Here is a 21,796-nt window from a genome sequence, read left to right on the forward strand (position 1 = left end):
CGAGACTTACTGTTATGTGACTATGAGCCTAAGTGGGGGTTATTTAACTAAAGAATTGCAAAGGTAAGATTTTATTGCGAATTGTCAATTACCAATTACGAATTGTATGTTAAAACAATATTTTGACAAGCCGCAATATATGATCAAATCAATATAACATCCTCTTTTTCAGCCACCATCAGCTGACTTCTTCCAATAGCCTTTCAGCTCTTCTCCTGGCGATCTTCCTTTTATAATGGTACCACCATTCAGGCGCCAGGCGGATCAGCAGGTTATTCATACCGCGCAGTCCTACAATATGATACAGCCCATTGAGCTTTCCCAGCAGGGTCTCATCGAGTGCCCGCAAACTCATAGCAAAACCACTGTCTATATATTCCATATGATGCCAGTAGCCGCCTGGCATAAAGAGCATATCTCCGTGTTCAAGAATGGTGGTGAGTCCCCTCGCCTTTTCCAGTGCCGGAAACTGTTTTGTGTCCAGGTGCTCATGCCAGTTCAGGAAACTGGCGGCACTTTCTACCGTAAAGGGCATCCGATAGATATAGGGCGCCTGGTTGTTTTCCAGCAGCAATACCCTTTTCCGGCCAACGAACTGTGTATGAAAGATATGAGAGAGATCAATATCATAATGCATGTGTGCCACTGACCCGGCCCCTCCGACGAATAACATCGGGTATTTCTTCAGGAAGCCTGACGCCAGCTGATCCGGCCAGGTGAAATCATTGACTATTTCGGGTGCATGCTGGAAAATGTTAAACAGGAAGATACGGAGCTGTACCGGCCCTTTCTTGACCATATCCAGGTACTCCCCGAACGTTATATAGGCATCTGCCCCATTCACCAGGGTTTTAGCCCCTGCCCTCTCATTGTTGTACAATCCTACTGTTTGGTGCCCTACTATCGATTTGAAGTAATCCCAGGTCCATTTCTGATAGGCCGGCCAGTTTCTACTGAGCCCCGTGATCACTACTGGTTTCCGTGGTTCATAATACTGTTTTCGGAATACTTCAGCTGAAATACTCTCTACGCGATCTATGGAGGTTAAATGCATAAAGAAGATACATTAATGAGTACGTGAAACAATAGATACGCCCCGACCTTGCACCGGAGGTGGTAAGTTAACTTAGTTCAGATCAATCAATGCAGTCAACCAAACACCGCAATAATAATGCCGCTGCCAACCGGAGATCAGCTGCGGGAAACATAGCCATAAAAAAAGAGGCCTCAGGGGGCCTCTTTCAATATCTGTAAATACCGGCGTGTCTTATTAGTCTTTAATACTGAACAGTGAATCTACAAACTCCTCTTTACTAAACACCTGGAGATCTTCCATTTTTTCACCGATACCGATATATTTCACCGGGATCTTAAACTGATTGGCGATCGCCAGTACAACACCCCCTTTGGCGGTTCCATCCAGTTTGGTAATGGCGAGCGCAGTTACTTCTGTTGCCGCCGTGAAATGACGGGCCTGTTCGAGTGCGTTCTGTCCGGTTGAACCATCCAGTACCAGCAATACTTCATGTGGCGCATCAGGGATCACTTTTTTCATTACACGTTTGATCTTGCTCAGTTCCTCCATAAGATGGGCCTTGTTGTGCAAACGGCCTGCTGTATCAATGATAATAACGTCCACCTCTTTAGAAGCGCCGCTCTGTACGGTATCAAAGGCAACGGCTCCCGGATCGGACCCCATTTGCTGCTTGACGATCGGTACACCTACGCGGTCACTCCAGATGGTGAGCTGATCTACCGCAGCGGCCCTGAAGGTATCAGCAGCACCGAGCAATACGCTCTTACCGGCTTTCTTAAAGTTATACGCCAGTTTACCGATAGTCGTCGTTTTCCCAACACCATTTACACCAACTACCATGATCACATAAGGCTTCTTGCCTGCCGGAATATCAAAATCGCGGAATCCGCTGTCCGGCGCATCTACCAGCAAACCTGCAATTTCTTCCTGCAGGATCCTGTTTAACTCGCTGGTGCCGAGATATTTATCTTTCGATACGCGCTTTTCTATTCTGTCAATGATCTGCACGGTCGTATCCACACCAACGTCCGCAGATACCAGCGCTTCTTCCAGGTTGTCCAGTACTTCTGTATCAACGGTGGCTTTACCTGCGATGGCACGACCTATTTTGGTGAGAAAACTATCTTTTGTCTTCTGTAATCCCTGGTCCAGGCTTTCTTTCTTCTCCCTTGAAAATAGCTTATTGAAAAAACTCATGGTTATTCTTTTGCGACCGACGCACCGGCATCAAGATATTATATTGACGGTAGTCGATTGTTAAGGCGTTAAGTTACAGAAAATACTCCATAATAGATGAGTATTGACTATTGGGGTGTAACAGTGAAGAGACAGTCTATCCTGCAGGATATAACTATTCATATCTTAACTCAACACAAAAAGCTGTCCGCCAGCGGCGGACAGCTTTTATAGTATAATTGGTAAAGCCGAATTACTTCTGGTTAATGTGCTCCACAACTTTATCCTTGTGCACGATAGCCTCTTTGAAAGAGTATGCACCGGTTTTAGGAGAACGAACAGCTTTAATAACTTTAGTCCAAACTTTGGATTCAGCTGCTGCCTTCGCGTCTTTTACTTTCGAGTTCTTAGATGCTGCTTTTGCCATAATATTTTTAAATTAAAAGTTAAAGTGAATCGTCAGAAGTTACCTGTTAATTGCTAATCGCGACCGAATGCATCAACATGCTACCGATTAACGCTCAACATTAACGCTCAACATTAACGATCAATTATTACTTAATTTCTTTGTGTACAGTTACCTTTCTCAGGATTGGATTGTACTTTTTCAGCTCCAGACGCTCTGGAGTGTTCTTCTTATTTTTGGTGCTGATATAACGGGAAGTACCAGGCTGACCACTGGTCTTATGCTCTGTACATTCCAATATCACTTGCACCCTGTTACCTTTCTTTGCCATTTTGTATACAATTAAAGTTGAATGCTAACAATTAGATATTTTCTCCAGCTGCACGCAAGTCCTTAACTACTGCATACAAACCATTCTTGTTGATGGTTCTTAAACCATCAGCAGATACTTTCAAAGAAATCCAGCGATCCTCTTCCGCCAGGAAAAAACGCTTTTTCTGCAGGTTAGGCAGAAATCTTCTCTTTGTCTTAATATTAGAGAAGGAAACATGGTGACCCGTAATCGGCTTCTTTCCTGTCACCTGACATACTCTTGCCATGATAGAAAAATTTTGGATTGCAAAAGTCGCTAAATTTTATCGCTTTTGCAAATTATTAATGTGCGATTTTATTAACAATTACGAATTGTGTAAATGTAAAGTACAATTCACGCCTCGTAAAATATTGAATATCAAAGAAATCCATTGACAGATTTGCTCGAATATCAAGATATCCACATTTTGAAAATAACACAAAATCAGCGATCTATTTTTACAACAGGGCCGTTTTATGCTTCTACTTTGCTGCCTTACAGCAGTACAATCAGACTTCTCAGCACAGCGCCCAATCTCACACTTTCCAGCACACGCTGCTGCGAAGTACCATGTTTCAGTAACGCTTCTTCATGCGAAGTTACGCACATTTCACAACCATTCAGTGCAGAAACCACCAGACTTACCAGCTCGAAGAACTCTTTGCCCAGCACCGGATTTGCCATGATGCTCATACGGATACCGGCAGGAGTAACTGTATAGTATTCTTTATTAACGAAATGACGGAAACGATAATACACGTTGTTTGCATTCATCAGGGAAGTACAGCTGTAGACTTCAGCAATCTCCTTATCTGTAGCTCCTTCCTGTGTAGCCTGCTTCTCAAAAGCAGCCTGCAGGGCAACATGTTTTTCATTGGCAGCTACAGACAGACCCAGCAGGAATGCTTCCTTTTTAGTCAGTGTAGACGCTGCTAATGAATTGGTAACGTTTATCTTAAGATCTTTCAGATAACGGGCATCTGTGTTAGCCAGACTGCGTAAGCGATCGGAAAGATGCTCACTGCTCAGCCCTACTGCTTCCAGTAACTGTACAGCCGTATCTGTATTTGAAGTTGCGAACATAATAATTATTTTTCAAATATCGGTAGAAAATAAAAAGTCCATAGCCGGACTGTCCTCCCAAAACAGGACGCTGACTATGGACCTTCAATAAAATTAAGCGTTCAGGGTAGCCTGACCTTTTTCCCAGTTACATGGGCACAGCTCATCTGTCTGCAGCGCATCCAGTACACGCAGTACTTCTTTCACGCTACGACCTACGTTCAGGTCATACAGTGATACCCAACGTACAATACCCTGCGGATCAACGATGAATGTAGCACGGTAAGCTACTTTCTCATTAGCTTCCAGGATACCCAGCTCTTCAGCCAGTGATTTGGAAGTATCGGCCAGCATTGGGAACTGCAGACCACGCAGATCTTCGTGATCTCTTCTCCATGCAGCATGTACAAACTCGGAATCAGTAGAAGCACCAATTAAGATAGCATCACGATCAACGAAATCCTGGTAATGTTTGTTGAATTCAGCAATCTCCGTAGGACAAACAAAAGTGAAATCTTTTGGCCACCAGAACATCACTAACCATTTACCGGAATTTTTCAGTTCCTCAGAGCTCAGTTCGTAGAACTCTTTACCTTTCTCGATAGATACTACTGCCGTCTTCTTGAACTCAGGAAACTGTGCTCCTAAAGATAATGTTACATTCTTCATTGTGCGTATATGATTTGTTATTTACGTTATATTGCTTTTATATATTCCCAGTGAGAGCACCACTATTACATTCACATAGATTCTATATGTCCTGTATGGTTATCCGGGTGCAAAATTGCGGGTATGTTCATTATTAATCAAATAGATTTTCAACTACCCCTTCATTGAAATTCTCTATATGCCCCCAAAAACTGCTCTCCTGCTGGTATTCCACTATTTTTTCTTTAAAAATAAGTGTCCTTAATACTTTTTTAACATAAAGTGAAGGCAAACGGAACAATTTGGCACGTTATTTAGTTATATATAGTACCCAAATTTCAATAATAAAATAAAACGACAGGCTATGAAACTTAAAAACGTACTCTTAGTGATCTTTACGATTGGTATTGCGCTCATTCCGTTAATTAAAAACGGTTTAGGTAAACATGATGAATTTGATGCAACCCAAGATCTATTCATTTAATGGTTAATGCGCAAATAGTGCCGTATCCAGTAACCAAGTGCTTTCCTAACAGAAAGCAGGCACTGTTATGCCGGTCAATTTATCGTAGAATGGGAAATCTATCCCATTTGCTGATTGATTATCAATGTTATTCTCTGCCAATTCACTAATATTTCATTAGTTGCCGTTGCGGGGATAACACCCGCATGACACTCAGGTATACGCTTCCACCTCAGGCAGGTGGATGTCAACAAAAAAGGAATTACGAATTATAATTAATTGGTAATTCCTATTTTGTTGCCCGCTCGTGAACAAGACTGTCATAATGACCATCATAAATCTACCGGATATCGTAAAACGACTACCGACAACCATCATAAAAAAGGCTTTCGCTACACTGCGAAAGCCTTTTTGCTATAATAGTATTTTACCTCAAAATTCCAGGTAGATTCCACATTTCATTGACACAGATGTTGTTAAACATCCACAGCGTCAGGTTACATTGTTAATCAGATCGCCGAAGCTCCTGATACCCAGCATCTTCACCGATTTGAATCCTTCCGCATAAGGTACACCTACCATCTTGCCAAAAGTGGCGTCTCTCGCTATCACACTTTCGAAAAATGCCGGAGAAGAAATATAGGTCTTCGGCTCATTATCCGCGGCTGGTGCGAGGAACTGGGTCTTATAAGCCCTTATTGCCTCTTTTTTACGTTCTATCACAGGTGTCACATCTACTACGAAATCAGGCGTCTCGTAACGGTCCTGCAGGAAATTAAAGACCTGTTTAGGCCTCCAGGGGGCCTGCAACGTACCCTTCTCATCCACGGTTTCAATTCGTCTCAGACCTGCCAGAAAACAGCTGTCTGCTATCAGACGGGCGGCCCTTCCGTGGTCAGGATGTCTGTCCTCAAATGCATTCGCCAGTACAATCTCCGGCTGATATTTACGGATCGCTGCGATCAGCTTCATCTGCTCCTCCGTATCATTACGGAAGAACCCGTCTTTCAGTCCCAGGTTATCTCTTACAGATAATCCCATTACCACAGCTGCGTCCGCAGCTTCCGCCGCCCTTATTTCAGGGGTACCACGCGTGCCGAGCTCTCCTTTTGTCAGGTCCAGTACGCCTACTTTCATCCCCTGTGCTGCATGTACCATCAGGGTACCTGCACAAGCCAGCTCCACATCATCAGGATGCGCAGCAATAGCCAGTATATCTACTTTCATCAGATATGTCCTTTCTTTTGGTGGAGTGCAAAGATAGTGCTTAGTTCGTCTTGGTGCGGATCATCACCATAGGGATATTCGTGTTACTACAGCCAACTCCCGTCGGCTTACCGTTTAACTCGCCGTTAAACATCACGTTAATACTGTCAATATCTTTCCTGAGCAGGGCTGCTAGCATCTGTTCCTTGCTGGTATTGATGAGTGACCCATCGAGCAGATACTGAAAAGAGCTATCATTGCCGGCCTTCTCCAACTGCTTTTTATATTCAGGTGATATTTCTGCGAACATCCGGGTATAGCGTTTCCGGGCAAAATCCACTGTCTCAATGAAGATGACACCGTTCTCCCCCTCCGGACCATATTTTTCCTTCAGCTTCTTGCCTTTTACAATATCTATCAGGGCTATCTTGCTGGGATCCAGTCCCTCCATTCCCTTTTTACTCAGTATACTGTCAACGAAAATAAGGGCGTTCTGCGGTACGCCAGGTACCGAACTCAGGTCTTGTGACATAGCTGCAGTTCCGCATATAAGCAGACATGCGATTATCAGAAATCTTAAATGCATACATGAATGTACGGCAGATTTGCCAGAAAGGCGGGGGACCTATGTAGAAGGGATTGTTAAAATGAGAAATGGTCAGCCATAATGATCAATTGACCAGAAGGGTTAATAGTTATACGCACGTGAACCTCTGTACATCTCGATCTCCTGCACGATGACCTCAATGTCTTTATCCTCCTGGAGATCATATTCACTCTTCAGGTTACCGCCGAAGAAAAAGGCAACTGTTTGCCACATACGGGCAGAGAACCCGCCTTTGAGCTCTTTGATGATCTCATAACAGTTCTCCCCTGTCTCACGACTGATCAGCTTCATGAGCACCTTGCCCTGATAAACAGACAGGTTTTCGAGCTTGTTGCCAAACTCAGCCTTCATCTTCTTCTCTATTTCTGCAAGGTATTTCTTCTTCTCCTTTTTATCATGCAGTGTCGCCAGGTGGGCATTCACATCTTTCAATATCCGGGAGGCTGATTTAGCGTAAGGATAGGTGACATATACCGCATTGCGCAAGCGCGTCCAGGCTTCCCGCTGTTTACGGAACTTCCTGGGTAGCTTTTCTACGACTTCGAAAATCTGTAAGGTGATGTAAGGAATGGTGTCAGAACCGACTACAATCGCACTCACTGCTATATTATCTGCCCCATGACGTTCCTGGGCATTTACCCTAAGGCCCGCAAAGCATGTAAAGCCGGCAAACAGGATGATGAAAGCGGTGAGACGACGCATAAACTCCTAATGTAATCTTAAAATTATACTAAAGATATGCTAAATAAATGATAGCTCACGTGAGCTGTAAAGCGAATAAATAAGATTATTAAAATATTAACGTATGCCAGTTGGCCGCCGGGGAAAAGCGTATTCATAGAAAAGCCTCTTCTGTAAATTAATTGAAATTAAACTTTAAGTAAACGATAGTATGGATTAATAATCAGCCAATTATGTAAATTAAGGAAGGAATGTATAGTAGGATCGTAGCACGTAGATAGCTGATATTCCCTACTACTATATTACGCAAAATATTTATCATCACCTATTATTAGTTGAAATTAAATTCTAACTAACCCGTGGTTAAGCCGGTTTTTTCATAGTGTCATGTCAATCAGTCGCTTTATCGGCTATCCAGCTGCTCAGGGTCAACACCTGCCCTCTCCTTCGACTAGCAGCTGTACGAATGAAGAAAAATCTACTGTAAACTGGTTTTCAATTCGTTACCTTATAATATTTGAATATTTATAGCCATTTTTCTATTCACCTCTACACACCTGCTACAACAGAAAACAAACTTTCATATCCTTCTGATTATCAAATATATAATACACTTTACTCAGTATTAAAATGGAACAGAATAGCCGCTGATTAACACTTAGTTGCATCCTAAGGCTGCAATCAACATCATTACGGTTTACCTGTAGTTCACACAACGTATCCTATCCACCTGCCATGCATTTTTCAACCTCCAAAACTGCAACTGTTATTCATACCAGCAGGGCACCAACAGGTCACTTCAAGGTCACTTAAAGGGCACTTCAATATCCCCTAGATATTGAAGTGCCCTTTAAGTGACCTTGAAGTGGCCTATAGATGATAACATAGTAAGCCGATCAGGACATGAAAAAAAGGCGGACGTATCACAAACATGTCTGATACGTCCGCCTTTTTAGTAAAAGCGATATTCACCCTACATACAAGATATTACCAAAATAAAATAGGCCTGCTATCACCTGTCGTGATCGCAGACCCTACTTCCCTGGTCTTTAATGTTTGCCGGATATGCTTATCAACTCAACCCTGGTTTTTAGGAAATGTACGTTAGAAGTGGTTGAATTTGTCTGTAAGCAAGATAAGGCTTTCTGTGTTTATCTTTTATCTCACAGGCACCAGCCCCAGCTTATTTTCAGCAAAGGCCTGTATAGCCTTCTCGACGGCAGGCACATCACCGGAGGTAAGATAACAACCGATCACATGTGCATTAGCATTCGGGATGGCTACCGCCTCTTTCAGTTGCGGGGGCGTACCCAGCTGATTATGCATCTCAAGGATAGCTGACACCTTTACGGTCCCGTCCTGATGGGTCGCATCACGGTAATAATAGAGATTAAGTACAGGCTGCCTGATACTATGAAACAGCCCTGGTTCCATCGTTGTCTCCAGCAGACTTTCCAGCTCCACTACTCCTTCCAGCCGGTATTTATTATACCAGTATTTACCTATTTCCGGCGTCTCTGACGGCGATTGCCTGTATTTTCCGTTACAAACCAACTGCGCCAGTTGTAATCCCCAGGGATTATTAGCCAGGAATGCCATATCATCATTGATCGCGATATTCGGAGACATATTGATGATAGCAAATATATCATTGGGGTAGGTAGCTGCCAGTTTCAGCCCCAGCGTACTGCCCGTGGAACATGTTACCAGGATCACCTTTTCACCCAAAGCTTTTCCAATGCTCAGTGCCTCCTTGGCGTCCTGCCACAGACCGGTGGCGGTCATCGTCAGCAGCGGTTCAGCAGTATCCAGGCCATGGGCATCCAGCCGGGACAGGAACAGGTTACAACCATATCTTTCCGCGAAATGACGGTGCACCGGGTCGCCTTCTTCCTGACTGGCAGAAAATCCATGGAGATATACCACGCTGTAAGGCGTCTTACGATGCAGGGAGTCATACCAGACGATCCGGGCTTCATTGTCAGGTTTCAGCTTGTGTCCCTGCTCTTTGTCACGGATATACTGATCCAGTGCGGGGGATTGCTGTGGTACGGTGGGTAATAGTGGATCGTACCGGGGAGTGGCGGGTCTTGGGCCAAGATAATATACGATTATCAGGGCAGCAACGACGATCAGGGATATTCTCAGCCAGCTGCTTTTCATGGGAGTTTGTGTGTTGTTTTATTCCGGGAGGCAGGATTAGCTGGCACCTGCCTCCGGGAATAAAAGCGTTATGACTGAATGGTTTTTGCCTTTGCCTTGTTCGCTTTCACACGTTGCACTATACTCATTACAAACCCAACTACCATCACCAGAATACCTAACCAAAGCACATTGATGTAGGGGAATATAAAGGCTTTCATCACAATATAATCTTTAAATGTATCCGATTCCTTCACCTGCAGCTGAATCTTCTTCTCTGTAGGCAGAATTTTCGAGAACTTAACATACAGTGATAATGGCGATACGGTATCTGCGACTGTCACATCATATTTGCTGTCACGGATCGCATAGATCGGCATCATATTGTACTGTTCGTTATTCTTCGTGAATACTTTCAGACGGGCACCTACTGCCAGGTCATTTGGCTGCGCCACATAATTTCTGTTCTGCGGCTGCGGCTCGATACCTTCCAGGATCATATAACCATTGGCAAAGAACACGGAATCGCCTGGTGCAACGGTATGTGTCGTATACTGAGCCGTATCACTCTTCTCATCCTTAATAGGTACTGCCGTGATATAGGTGAAGATGTCTTTTGTCAGATAATGCCTTGAATCCGGGTTAGGCGTCAGCTGCTGCTGTCCCTTATTACTCAGGAACGCGTCCGGATGCAGGGTGAATTTCTCGGTAATATTACCATTTTCCGGATTGCGGCGCTCATAACGCACCAGGTAATAAGTCTTGGCATCTCCTTCTGCCAGGGAATCTCCCGCGTAAGTCACGTGATAATCGCCCATCTGTACCGGGAAGTTCTTCGGCAGCATGAGGTTCTCTCTTGCATTCTCCTTGCTTTCGCTTCCAAAGAATCCGCCATCCAGCATTCTCATCCTGTCGATAGAGATCACTTCCTTCTTGGCAGAAGACACCAGGATACCCAGCAGGATCATACCAAAACCAACGTGTGCTACAGAAGCACCCGCCGCCCTGATCTTACCTTTCTGGCCGATAATGATATACGCACCGTTGGCTACGATCGCATACACACTGGAGAACAGCATGATGTAAACAGCGACCTGCATACCTGCGCCGTAAGCGTCATAGGTCATATTGCCGAAGATACCTATCAGGCCTGTGATCACCAGACTGATAACAGTCGGCACAGCGATCTTCTTCATAAAGAAGCCTTTCGGTGTACTCTTATATTTCAGATATTGTGAAATGGCGGTCAGCATACCTAATACGATCGCCACCCATATCTGTATCTGATTGAAATGGAAAGCGTTATCTGAAGGAGGTGCAATATCCTGCTTCAGTCCGAACAGCCCTTTCAGGTGCAGTCCGTTGAGTATCTTGTTCCAAACCGGAATAGATGTCGTAAAGGTGATCTGGATAGCAGAGATCATGAGGATCATCGATCCGATGAACAGCCAGAACTCACGGGTGTAGGTACTTTCTTCCCTTGGTGATCTTGGCAGTTCCTTCCATCTCATGAACAACAGTACAAAGGAAGGAATCACGAATACGCCCATGTATACCAGCAACTGTCCGCTCATACCCAGGTCCGTGAAGGAGTGTACGGAAGTATCTCCGAGTACACCACTACGGGTGAGGAAGGTAGAATACAGGATCAGCATAAAGGTGATAAAGAAGAAGAAGAAGGTTATTCTCAGGGAATCACCGGAAGACCTGAAAGCCAGCAGGGTATGTATACCCGCTACCAGCGTGAGCCATGGTACCAGGGAAGCATTCTCCACCGGGTCCCATGCCCAGTAACCACCGAAGGTCAGGGATTCATATGCCCAGGCGGCCCCCATCATAATACCGGTACCCAGGATCATTGCGGAGAACAGTGCCCATGGCAATGCCGGCTTGATCCATTCTTTATATTCTCGGGTCCATACACCAGCCAGTGCATAAGCAAAAGGCAGGATTGTGGAAGCAAACCCGAGGAACAGCACCGGCGGGTGGATCACCATCCAGTAGTTCTGCAGGGATAGGTTCAACCCGTTACCGTCTTTTATGAAATCGAGGTAGTTCGCATTAGCGACCCATGGCAGTCCCTGATTTTCCTCTGCCAGACGTAGCAGCAGGAACGGGTTACTACCCACACGGTATCCTAATATATAGATGCCGATGAGCATACTGCTCAGGAATACCTGCGCCAGTGATACGGTAGCCATGACAGGTGCTTCCCATTTCTTACCGACACGTAACAGGATCAGTCCCAGTACACTGTGCCAGATGGACCATAACAGGAAACTACCCTCCTGGTCAGCCCAGAAGCTGGAGAGCAGGTAGCTTACCGGCAGGTCGCGGGAAGAGTTACGCCAAACGTATTTGTATTCGAAATAGTGATTGTATAATGCATAGTACAGGCTGCCGAAGGTCGCGAAAACCGCGAAGGCCTGTATAATGAAAGCCCAGCGGGCCAGCTTCTTCCAGGATTCCTTTAAAATATCCTCTTTGGACTGTACCGACATGAAAAAGCTGATGGTAGCTACCATTGCCGCGATAAAAGCCAAAACCGCTGAAAAATGTCCAATCTGTCCGGGCAACAGATGCTCCCCTATGTATTTTGTATCCAAACCTGGTATTATTGAAAGCCCGCAGACGAAGCATCTGCGGACTGAAAATGAATAATATTATCTATGAGTGGTAAATGGTAATATATATAATTATATACTACATTTTGCCCATTGCCACCTGATCATCCTTGTATTTAGAAGGACACTTCATCAGTATCTTGCTGCATTTGAACTCTTCACCTGACATTTTACCTGTGAGCACTACGCTCTCAGCTTTCTCGAAGTCGGTTGGTTTTGTACCATAGAATACGACAGGTCTGGTTTCGCCTGTTTTATCAACTACATAAAAGCGGAACAGGTTGGCATCTTTCAATGGATCATACTCCATTGTCTTAGTAGAGTCCAGCTTTCCAATTACCTGAAATTCCTTTCCTTCTTTCTGTCTGGCCGTAGCAAATGTTTCATAAGTACTGAAATCGCCTGCTACAGTTACAATAACCCCTATAGCCACCGCTATCAGTACCAGCAGAACAATGTTAGATTTCTTCATATCGCAAATAATTCAGATTCTTCCTTAATGCATCCTTAATCAAAGTCAAGAGCCATACAACTTTGTTTTACGTCGATATACCCTCTTTGTCGCTAGCAAAATTACAGCAAAATGAACTTCAAGTGTCTTTTTTTACATAAAAGAGAACATGATCTTTATCATATAAATAGTAAAAAGCTGGACAGACCCAACTGTGGAGTGCATCTTATGGTCAAAGCATCATAAATTACTATCTTTGCGCCGGAAAAATCGTTTGTATGAACGGTTGATGCCTACGGGACCGCTTCAGGGCGGGCTCTTTTTATCAAATTACATTATCATGGCGGATTTATCTCAATTTGATCCCAATTCGGTAAGCCTCTTGTCCAACAACATCTTCGGCCTGCCTACAACTGAAGAGGAAGCGAAGCTGGTATTATTACCTGTACCCTGGGAGGTGACAGTTTCCTACACACATGGTACAGCAAGAGGACCTGAGCAGATATTCAAGGCTTCTCTGCAGGTGGACCTGTATGATTCAGATGTAAAAGATGGCTGGAAGAATGGATTTTTCATGCGCGATATCGACAAGCAACTGTTGCTGCGCAGTGATTACCTCCGTAAGGAAGCAGAACTTTACCTCAAATTTCTGACAGAAGGCGGAGATGTGTGTGAAAATGAATTTCTTAAAAAGACCCTGGTAGATGTTAATACCGGTACGGTTGCCATGAATGAGTGGGTGTACCGTCAAACGATGGAACTCCTGAACGCCGGTAAACTGGTTGGTCTTGTAGGGGGCGATCATAGTACGCCACTGGGCTATTTCAGAGCGATCGGCGAGAAAAAGGGAGACTTTGGCATTCTGCAGATAGATGCACATTGCGACCTGCGTAATGGTTATGAAGGGTTTCAATACTCTCATGCTTCCATTATGTATAATGCATTATTAGAGGTGCCGCAACTGACGAAACTCGTACAGATCGGTATCCGCGATTACTGCGAAGAAGAAGTTGATTATATTAATAACAGTAACGGGAAAGTGGTGACCTTCTTTGACAAGGACATCAAAGCCCGTCAGTACGAAGGAGACACCTGGAAGATGATCTGCGATGATATTATAGCGACCCTTCCGCAACAGGTGTATATCAGCTTTGATATTGACGGACTTGATCCGAAGCTGTGTCCGCGTACCGGCACGCCAGTAGCGGGAGGTTTCGAAACGGAACAGCTGTATTATCTGTTCCGTAAGGTGATTGAAAGCGGCCGTAAACTGATTGGCTTTGATCTGAATGAAGTGAGCACTTCTCATGATGAGTGGGATGCGAATGTGGGTGCAAGGGTGCTGTTCAAGCTGTGCAATCTGATGATACTGTCGAATGAATCAGGCGTTAGGGATTAAAAATCAGGAATTGGTTTAGCCTGACAATATGTAACACGTTTCAATATAGCGTTACTGTAACACGATATTGGAAAATGCAAAGTATTGATAGGATATCCAGTCTCTTATAAGCATACATTCCTAATTCCTGATCAATTCCTAATTCCAAACATGGTTGCTGATGAATGATAATATGAAACAATACAAGATAAGGATCCTTCACCCGAATACAGTTACACGCCTTCGCCTGCAACCTGTTATGCATGGCCTGGCAGGCATCCTTTTTTTAATGAATGGAATCGGCGCCTATAATGGTCCGACCCCTAACTGGGGAATGGCGATCTTCTTTATCTTACTGGGTATGGGAAGTCTGGTATTCCCGTTTATAATGAAACGCTTCCGCAATGTACAGGCTGCGAACAGCCTTGCCCGCCTGATCCAGGCATTTGTGAGCCTTACCGGTTCGCTGTACTTTCTGACGCATATGCAGCCACTGATCAGTGGTCTGTTGTTCCTGACGGGCCTGGCCTCTGCCTACATTGGATGGGCGGAGTACAAGATATTCCTGCCTTGTTTTGTAAAGATCGATATGATGGGCGTATTACTGCCAGGCACCTTTTCGGACAAGCTGATTGGCTGGAACCAACTGAATAACGTAATTTTGCGGAATGACCTGCTCACAATAGACTTCAAAAACAATAAAGTATTACAAGTAGAAGTGATTGACGAGGTAGGTGCGGTGACCGCAGAAGAAATGAACGCTTTTTTTAAAAGCAGGATCTGATAACGCACCAGACAATATTACAAATTCAACAAGAAACTATCTGATCATTTGAAACAGTCTCCATACATACTTTACTCTGACGGTAAAGGAAATATATTTGAAGATACGACCATGCTCACAACCGGCCGTAGTGGCTGGGATGCCTACCCGATTGACCCGGAGGAATGGATAGAACTGCCGGAAGGCGGTTCCCTGTACGAGTTGCCTGGTCGTCGTGGCATAGGTCTCAACGCGAAGACCGGAGAAATGGGGCTTTGTGATAAGGGATGGGCAGTAGCGGCCTTCATTCCACCGGCGCATACAGGGTTTTACCTGGCTGCCTACGAAACGATGCCGGATGCACCGACCCTCCCACTGTTCTGCTATACGGCAGTAGGCTGGCTGGATGGTAAATTCTACGTACCTGCTACGCGTATCGAACAGGACATTCGTCAGGAATGTGCCGGATTTGACGACAAGAAAGTGAAGCAGGGTGTAAAACAGCTGCTGGAAGCATATCCGCATAACAGGCTGGTACAGCACCTGGCTGATAACTGCGCATTGACATATCATTGTCCGGCTGCCCGTAACTACTTTATGGGTCGCTGGGAATGCCCGATCCCGTCCTCTCCTGCCTGTAACGCCAACTGTATCGGTTGTATTTCCTTCCAGCCGGAAGAAGAAACGATCGTATCAACACAGGACCGTCTGCGTTTCAAACCAACGGCGGAAGAGATCGTGGAATATACAGTACCTCACCTGGAGACAGCACCATTCCCGATCGTGAGCTTCGGACAGGGTTGCGAGGGTGAACCCCTGCTGATGTGGGAGACCATTCGCGAGTCGATCATTGAGATCCGCAAGCATACCCCGAAAGGAAGTATCAATATCAACACAAACGGTAGTAAGCCGGACGCAGTGAGAGAACTGTGTAAAGCAGGTCTGAACAGTATCCGCGTAAGTACCAACTCCGTACAGGAAAAGTACTATACACCGTACTACCGTCCTAATAACTACGTATTCGAAGATATCATTGAAAGTCTGAAAGTAGTACGGGATTTCGGCGGATGGACATCCATTAACTACTTCACATTCCCGGGTATGACCGATAGCGTGGATGAGTATGAAGCACTGCGTAAACTGATCAGGGATACCGATCTGAAGATGATCCAGTGGAGAAACTTCAATATTGATCCTGACTGGTACCTGGGTCGTCTGGGTATTACAGATCCGGGTGAATGTATGGGTATCAAACAGCTGCAGGACCTGATCCAGGAGGAGTTCCCTCACCTGAAATATGGTTACTTTAATCCGCCGATCGAACGGATCAAAGGTGATTATGAGAAAGACTTCGCACACTACTAAGCATCACTGTTAGTCATTATAAAAGGAAGGCGTTCATGTATCATGGATGCCTTCCTTTTATTATTATCAGCCCTGACGACTAACTTTTCACCAGTACTTCTACTTCCTTTTTATCAGCTACTTTCTTATACAACATATAAAAGCCCAATCCGGGAAGCGCACATAATGCGCCGGCACAATACCACCAGGCAGCAAAGCCAAAATGCCCTACCATGTAGGAGCCCAGGGTCGGCGCCAGGATACTGGAGATGGAGAAGGACATCGTATACAGCCCTGCGTATTGTCCGCGGTTATACTCACTGCTTCTTGTTACAAAGAACGAGTTCATAAAAGGAATACTCAGCATTTCCCCTATCGTGAAAAACAGGATAAAGAACAGACCAGTAGCGGCCACCGGAGGCAGCAGGTTGAAGCTCAGATATCCTATGCCGGCCAGTACCACACCACGTGTGATGAACAGCAGACTATGCATCTTACCTTCTATTTTATAGACCAGTACCATTTCGATAAATGCGACGAGTAATCCGTTCAGTCCCATGAGCATGCCGATATGGGCTTCTTCCATGTGTACGACCGATTTCAGGTACAAAGGTACCATAGTGGACAATTGCAGGAAGCCGGTAGTGAATACTACGATCAGCAGGACAAAGGTCAGGTAGATGCCGTCTTTGTACACGCTGGAATTATCTTTCACAGTCACTGCCTCCACTTCTTTTGTCTCTTTTGGAACAGCCTTTACCGGTGGCAGCAGTATGCGCATAAGCAGCACAGCGGCGATACAGGTCAGGCCATCCACCCAGAACAACAGGTGATAACTATAGCCGGCCAGTATGCCTCCCAGTGCCGGTCCGATAGACCACCCCAGGTTAGAAGCCAGTCTGTTAAGGGAGTAGGAACGGGTGCGGTTGGCAACGGAGCTATAAAAAGCAGTAGCTGCGACGTTTGCAGGCCGGAAGGCATCGCCTACACAGCTCAGGACAAAGATACAAACGCAGAACTGCGGCAGGGTGCGCATTTGTCCAAGTACCAGAAAAATGAGGCCCTGTAGTAACAGGCTCCAGAACTGTACGGGGTAAAAGCCGATCCTATCTGAAAGACGGCCACCAATGAACGATCCGCAGATCGCGCCCGTGCCGAAACAGGCCATGACGATACCTGCTTCAGGAACGGAGAAATGGAGTTGCTGGGTAAGGTATACCGTCATAAAAGGTATAACCATTGCGCCACTGCGATTGATTAACAAAACCACGGCTAACAACCAGGTAGAAGATGATAGGCCAGCATAGGCCTTTTTGTACAAAGAGAAAATTGGTGACATCCCTGAAGCTCTAAAGATGGTACAAAATTAGGTGATTAAAGTTGATGCAGGCAATAATAATTGTACATGAAAAACAGTTAGATAGTAAGCAGGCGGGTTACAACGGCCGACAACTGGGATAACTGACTTTCAGCGGGTTAGCAGCACGCTGCTGAGCGAGGGTAAGAAGAAAGCAGCCGGAAGGCCCGGAGGCTGTATACACTTTAAAAAATATCCTTACTTTTGGGTATGCCGAAAAAAGAAGACAATACAGAAAAGAATTTAAAAGCAGCCGGCGCCACAATTGCCGTACACGCATTAGTGTTAGTAGTGCTGCTACTGGCAGGATTCTCAGCACCTCCCCCGTTACCAGACCAGGACCTTGGTATGGAAGTAAATCTGGGTACTTCGGATGAGGGCATGGGTGATGAGCAGCCACTGAATCCGAATCCGCCGAGCAGCGGAGAGGCCAGTGCGTCCACACCTCAGAACGAGCCAGTACCTTCGGCTGACAATGCAACACAGGAAGACATTGCCACACAGGACGATGAGGAAGCACCGGAGATCACCAAACCGGAAAAACCGGTAGAGAAACCAAAGGAGACAAAGAACCTGGAATCTCAGCCAACTAAAACACCTCCTAAAAAGCATTCTGATAATCCACCTGCACCTGTACCTCCGGCACCGAAGCCAAAGGCCGTATATGCGGGGGGAAGTTCAAATAGTTCCAATAGCGGCAATAACGCACAGAGCAGTAATAACGCTACCGGTGAAGGCAATACCGGCAAACCAGGCGACCGTGGCCAGATCAATGGTAATCCGGACGGCGGCGGTTACACAGGTGGTGGTTTAGGAGGAGGACGTTCCGACTTCCGTCTTAATGGCCGTACGCTGCTGAGCAAACCATCACTGACCTACGAAGGTGATGAGTCTGGCTATATCGCCGTAAGTATCAAGGTGGACAGGCAGGGGAATGTCATAGCGGCCTCGCACTCCCTGAAAGGATCAACGCTGAATAACCCACGCCTGATCGACATCGCTAAACGTGCTGCCTCTCAGTTGAAATACAATGTGAATGCTGATGCACCTGAAGTACAGTTCGCACTTATAAGATTTTATTTTAAAGTACAATAATATATTTGAATATATTTGCATGGGAAAAGATCGCTGATCTTTTCCCATTTTCTTTTGTAGGGACCGCCAATAAACGGCCAGATATTTGCGTTATTGGTGAGAAACCGAACTGCCAACTAATTACTGCATATGCCATTTAGAGTAAAGCTGTTAAGACATCTACGACTGTTATTTATTGCCACTTCTTTTACTTTAGGAGCTTACGAAGCGCAGGCTCAGTTTACCCTTGGAGGGTATTCCAACAGCCATTATGCGGGGATCCATGGAGTGCCTAACAACCCTGCCAGTGCTGCCGGCACCCATTATAAATGGGACGTTAATATAGCAGGTATACAGGGTGGTGCAGGTAATACCTATATTCGTTTCCCGCGCTCTATTCTGCTACATCCACCGGATTCACTGCAGGCACTGAAACAAAACCGTGATTATTTCCTGGATACTGCCGCAGCCTCTACCAAAAAGCAACTGGCCTGGGGCAATGTGGATGTCATGATGCCTTCTGTACTTTATTCAATTGATGAATTAAGTGCAGTAGCCTTTACCTGGCGCGTGCGCTCTATGGCAAACGGCGGTAATATTACGACAGATGTTGCCAACTTCTTTGCACAGGACTTCCCGAACCCGGCTTTTGCCAACAAAAGGTACGATATGCCCTGGGCGAATGGTAGTTTCCACTGGTGGAATGAATTTGGTTTCAGCTATGCACGTGTGTTGAAAGATGATGGTAATACCGTCTTTAAAGCCGGTGCAACATTGAAACTCTTATCTGGTGTGGCTGCTGGTTATGCGCAGGTAGATAACGCTACGTTTGTTATGCATTCAAGAACGAATGGCGAGATCAATGATGGTACACTCAAAGTTGGGTACAGTGATGGGCTGGCTAACTGGCAGAATCCGGCACTGAGCAACTATAAACTGTTTGGTAATATGGGCGTGGGTATGGACGTGGGTATTACATACGAATGGCGTGCAACGGTAGACGGTCTGACCGGATATGATGATAGTCAATGGAACACTGAAGCAGACGATTACAGGCTGCGTTTAGGCGTATCGATCACTGACCTTGGTAGCATTACCTATAAGAAAAATCCTGGCAGCAGAGACCTCGACCTGCGTACGGAAAATGTGAACACCAGTGACCTAAGAGTACGCAAAGGGGAAAGCTGGCAGCAATATTATACCCGTATCAGCACCTACTTTACAGCGCTTCCTTCTGAAGATAAGTTCCGTATGAACACGCCTGCTGCGTTGAACATTACGGCAGACTATAACATTGATGGACGTTTCTTCATCAACGCTGGCGGACGTATGGCACTGAACGCCGGTAAATTTGATCCGAGCAAGACCTACATGATCTCCTACTTCCAGGTAACACCGCGTTACGATGCCCGTTACATTGGTGGTTATCTGCCATTAACCGTTAACCGCAGCGGACAGGTAGATGCAGGTGTAGGGCTGCGTCTGGGCCCCCTGGTGATCGGTTCTTCTACCATGTTGTCTAATCTGTTTCAAAAGAACAAGAACCGCCTCGACGGTTTCATAGCGCTGCGTATCATTCCTATCAAACGTGGCGAAGGTAAGGTAGGTTGCCCGGGCACTAATTTCTAATGATTTTTACTACCAATATTTATACGAGTTAATTTACATTTGGGGTCCGGAACAAACATTGTGTTTGTTCCGGCATACCAAATGTATATGAACTACCAGGAAACGGTTGACTACCTCTATCAACAGCTACCCATGTTCACCCGGGTAGGTGCGAGTGCCTTAAAAGCGGACCTCCATAACACGCTCGAGCTTTGCAAACAGCTGGGCGATCCTCAACACAAATTCAAATCCATACACGTCGCCGGCACTAACGGAAAAGGTTCTACCAGTCATATGCTGGCGGCCATCTTCCAGCAGGCTGGTTATAAGACAGGGTTGTATACCTCCCCTCACCTGCTTGATTTCCGCGAGCGTATCCGGATCAACGGAGAAATGATGTCTAAAGAGTTTGTCGTGGAATTTGTCAAACAGATACAACCCACTATCGAACAGCTGGCACCTTCCTTCTTTGAACTGACCGTAGCGATGGCGTTCGAATACTTCGCGCTTGAGCAGGTAGATATTGCGATCATTGAAGTGGGCCTGGGCGGCAGACTGGATTCTACCAATGTTATCACGCCGGAGCTTTCTGTCATTACCAATATCAGCTATGATCATATGCATATCCTGGGTAATACGCTACCTGAAATTGCCGGGGAAAAAGCAGGGATCATAAAAGCGAATGTGCCGGTAGTGATCTCTGAGACTCAACCGGAGATCCAGTCTGTATTTATTGATAAAGCGGCCTTCCTGGGCGCGCCTATCCATTTTGCAGACCGGGAATGGCTGTTACAGGAATCGGAGTTCTCACAGGGGCATCTGAGCCTGGGCGTCCAGCATACGCATAGCGGCGACATGAAGCGTTTCCATACTGATCTTACTGGCCAGTACCAGATGAAGAACATTATGGGCGTGTTATCGGCGGTGAAGGTATTGCAACAGGCAGGATGGGAATTACCGGAGCAGACGGTCTTCACTGCATTGGCACACGTGAAGAAACTGACGGGGCTAAGGGGTCGTTGGGAGATCATTTCGCATGATCCATTGACCATCTTTGATGTGGGGCATAATGAAGCTGGCGTCACAGAGATCGTGCAGCAGCTGAAGCATATGGTATATCGTCATCTGCATATTGTGACAGGATTTGTAAAGGATAAAGAAGTCCGCAAGGTACTTCCATTGTTTCCTGCAGCTGCGACTTATTATTTCTGTAAGGCACAGCTGCCAAGGGCGATGGATCAGCAGGAATTAGCGGAGATGGCGCATGAGAGTGGATTGAGAGGGCATGCGTATGAGAGTGTGCAGCAGGCATTCCAGGCGGCGAAGCAGCAGGCGCATAAAGATGATCTGGTGTTGGTATGTGGAAGCTTCTTCGTAGTGGCGGAGGTGATGTAACGTTTACAAAAAAAGGAACCGGG

Annotated in this window: 20 protein-coding genes; 6 read left to right on the forward strand and 14 right to left on the reverse strand. The window is 45.7% G+C overall.

The features are described from left to right. Positions 1-178: 178 nt before the first annotated feature. From GWR21_RS07545 to GWR21_RS07605, 13 genes are all read right to left on the reverse strand, one after another. A complete protein-coding gene (locus GWR21_RS07545; protein ID WP_162331137.1) occupies positions 179-1,054 on the reverse strand; it encodes a cupin-like domain-containing protein in 876 nt (291 codons plus the stop codon). A 216-nt stretch (positions 1,055-1,270) separates the two neighbouring features. Next, a complete protein-coding gene (gene ftsY, locus GWR21_RS07550; protein WP_162331138.1) occupies positions 1,271-2,233 on the reverse strand; it encodes a signal recognition particle-docking protein FtsY in 963 nt (320 codons plus the stop codon). A gap of 232 nt (positions 2,234-2,465) precedes the next feature. Then, entirely contained in the window at positions 2,466-2,639 is a 174-nt protein-coding gene (locus GWR21_RS07555) for a DUF4295 family protein (protein WP_162331139.1), read from the reverse strand. A 127-nt stretch (positions 2,640-2,766) separates the two neighbouring features. Beyond that, on the reverse strand, positions 2,767-2,949 hold the full coding sequence (rpmG, locus tag GWR21_RS07560) for a 50S ribosomal protein L33 (protein WP_012790733.1): 183 nt from the start codon (positions 2,947-2,949) through the stop codon (positions 2,767-2,769). Between the two features lie 31 nt (positions 2,950-2,980). Beyond that, on the reverse strand, positions 2,981-3,217 hold the full coding sequence (gene rpmB / locus GWR21_RS07565) for a 50S ribosomal protein L28 (protein WP_012790732.1): 237 nt from the start codon (positions 3,215-3,217) through the stop codon (positions 2,981-2,983). Positions 3,218-3,465: 248 nt separating this feature from the next. Continuing rightward, on the reverse strand, positions 3,466-4,053 hold the full coding sequence (locus GWR21_RS07570; RefSeq protein WP_162331140.1) for a carboxymuconolactone decarboxylase family protein: 588 nt from the start codon (positions 4,051-4,053) through the stop codon (positions 3,466-3,468). Between the two features lie 93 nt (positions 4,054-4,146). Further along, a complete protein-coding gene (locus GWR21_RS07575) occupies positions 4,147-4,701 on the reverse strand; it encodes a peroxiredoxin (protein WP_162331141.1) in 555 nt (184 codons plus the stop codon). 934 nt (positions 4,702-5,635) lie between these two features. Continuing rightward, positions 5,636-6,370 (reverse strand): bacillithiol biosynthesis deacetylase BshB1, encoded by a 735-nt coding sequence (gene bshB1, locus GWR21_RS07580; protein ID WP_162331142.1) that lies wholly within the window; start codon positions 6,368-6,370, stop codon positions 5,636-5,638. Positions 6,371-6,410: 40 nt separating this feature from the next. Continuing rightward, complete coding sequence (locus GWR21_RS07585; RefSeq protein ID WP_162331143.1) at positions 6,411-6,881, reverse strand: hypothetical protein; 471 nt, start codon at positions 6,879-6,881, stop codon at positions 6,411-6,413. Positions 6,882-7,037: 156 nt separating this feature from the next. Continuing rightward, entirely contained in the window at positions 7,038-7,658 is a 621-nt protein-coding gene (locus GWR21_RS07590) for a DUF4294 domain-containing protein (RefSeq protein ID WP_162331144.1), read from the reverse strand. 1,137 nt (positions 7,659-8,795) lie between these two features. Further along, positions 8,796-9,800 (reverse strand): alpha/beta hydrolase, encoded by a 1,005-nt coding sequence (locus GWR21_RS07595; protein ID WP_162331145.1) that lies wholly within the window; start codon positions 9,798-9,800, stop codon positions 8,796-8,798. A 68-nt stretch (positions 9,801-9,868) separates the two neighbouring features. After that, positions 9,869-12,385 (reverse strand): cytochrome c biogenesis protein CcsA, encoded by a 2,517-nt coding sequence (gene ccsA, locus GWR21_RS07600; RefSeq protein ID WP_238430244.1) that lies wholly within the window; start codon positions 12,383-12,385, stop codon positions 9,869-9,871. A gap of 97 nt (positions 12,386-12,482) precedes the next feature. After that, the gene (locus tag GWR21_RS07605; protein ID WP_162331146.1) at positions 12,483-12,875 is read right to left on the reverse strand and encodes a cytochrome c maturation protein CcmE domain-containing protein; all 393 of its coding nucleotides are present in this window, start codon (positions 12,873-12,875) and stop codon (positions 12,483-12,485) included. A gap of 319 nt (positions 12,876-13,194) precedes the next feature. On the opposite strand from GWR21_RS07605, the gene GWR21_RS07610 reads away from it, so the two are divergent. From GWR21_RS07610 to GWR21_RS07620, 3 genes are all read left to right on the forward strand, one after another. Beyond that, a complete protein-coding gene (locus tag GWR21_RS07610; protein WP_162331147.1) occupies positions 13,195-14,253 on the forward strand; it encodes an agmatinase family protein in 1,059 nt (352 codons plus the stop codon). 160 nt (positions 14,254-14,413) lie between these two features. Continuing rightward, on the forward strand, positions 14,414-15,016 hold the full coding sequence (locus tag GWR21_RS07615; protein WP_162331148.1) for a hypothetical protein: 603 nt from the start codon (positions 14,414-14,416) through the stop codon (positions 15,014-15,016). 48 nt (positions 15,017-15,064) lie between these two features. After that, on the forward strand, positions 15,065-16,360 hold the full coding sequence (locus GWR21_RS07620) for a radical SAM protein (protein ID WP_162331149.1): 1,296 nt from the start codon (positions 15,065-15,067) through the stop codon (positions 16,358-16,360). Between the two features lie 79 nt (positions 16,361-16,439). Here the strand turns inward: GWR21_RS07620 and GWR21_RS07625 are convergent, their stop codons facing one another. Beyond that, on the reverse strand, positions 16,440-17,579 hold the full coding sequence (locus GWR21_RS07625; protein WP_238430246.1) for an MFS transporter: 1,140 nt from the start codon (positions 17,577-17,579) through the stop codon (positions 16,440-16,442). Positions 17,580-17,906: 327 nt separating this feature from the next. Here GWR21_RS07625 and GWR21_RS07630 point away from each other — a divergent pair, with 327 nt between their 5' ends. The 3 genes from GWR21_RS07630 (at position 17,907) to GWR21_RS07640 (ending at position 21,773) form a co-directional block, all read left to right on the forward strand. Beyond that, positions 17,907-18,791, forward strand: coding sequence for a hypothetical protein (locus GWR21_RS07630; RefSeq protein WP_162331151.1), 885 nt, complete (start codon positions 17,907-17,909; stop codon positions 18,789-18,791). Between the two features lie 129 nt (positions 18,792-18,920). Further along, positions 18,921-20,399: a DUF5723 family protein gene (locus tag GWR21_RS07635; protein ID WP_162331152.1), complete on the forward strand. Its 1,479-nt coding sequence runs from the start codon at positions 18,921-18,923 to the stop codon at positions 20,397-20,399. Positions 20,400-20,486: 87 nt separating this feature from the next. After that, on the forward strand, positions 20,487-21,773 hold the full coding sequence (locus GWR21_RS07640) for a bifunctional folylpolyglutamate synthase/dihydrofolate synthase (protein WP_162331153.1): 1,287 nt from the start codon (positions 20,487-20,489) through the stop codon (positions 21,771-21,773). Positions 21,774-21,796 lie beyond the last annotated feature (23 nt).

Source organism: Chitinophaga agri (assembly GCF_010093065.1).
Taxonomy (GTDB): domain Bacteria; phylum Bacteroidota; class Bacteroidia; order Chitinophagales; family Chitinophagaceae; genus Chitinophaga; species Chitinophaga agri.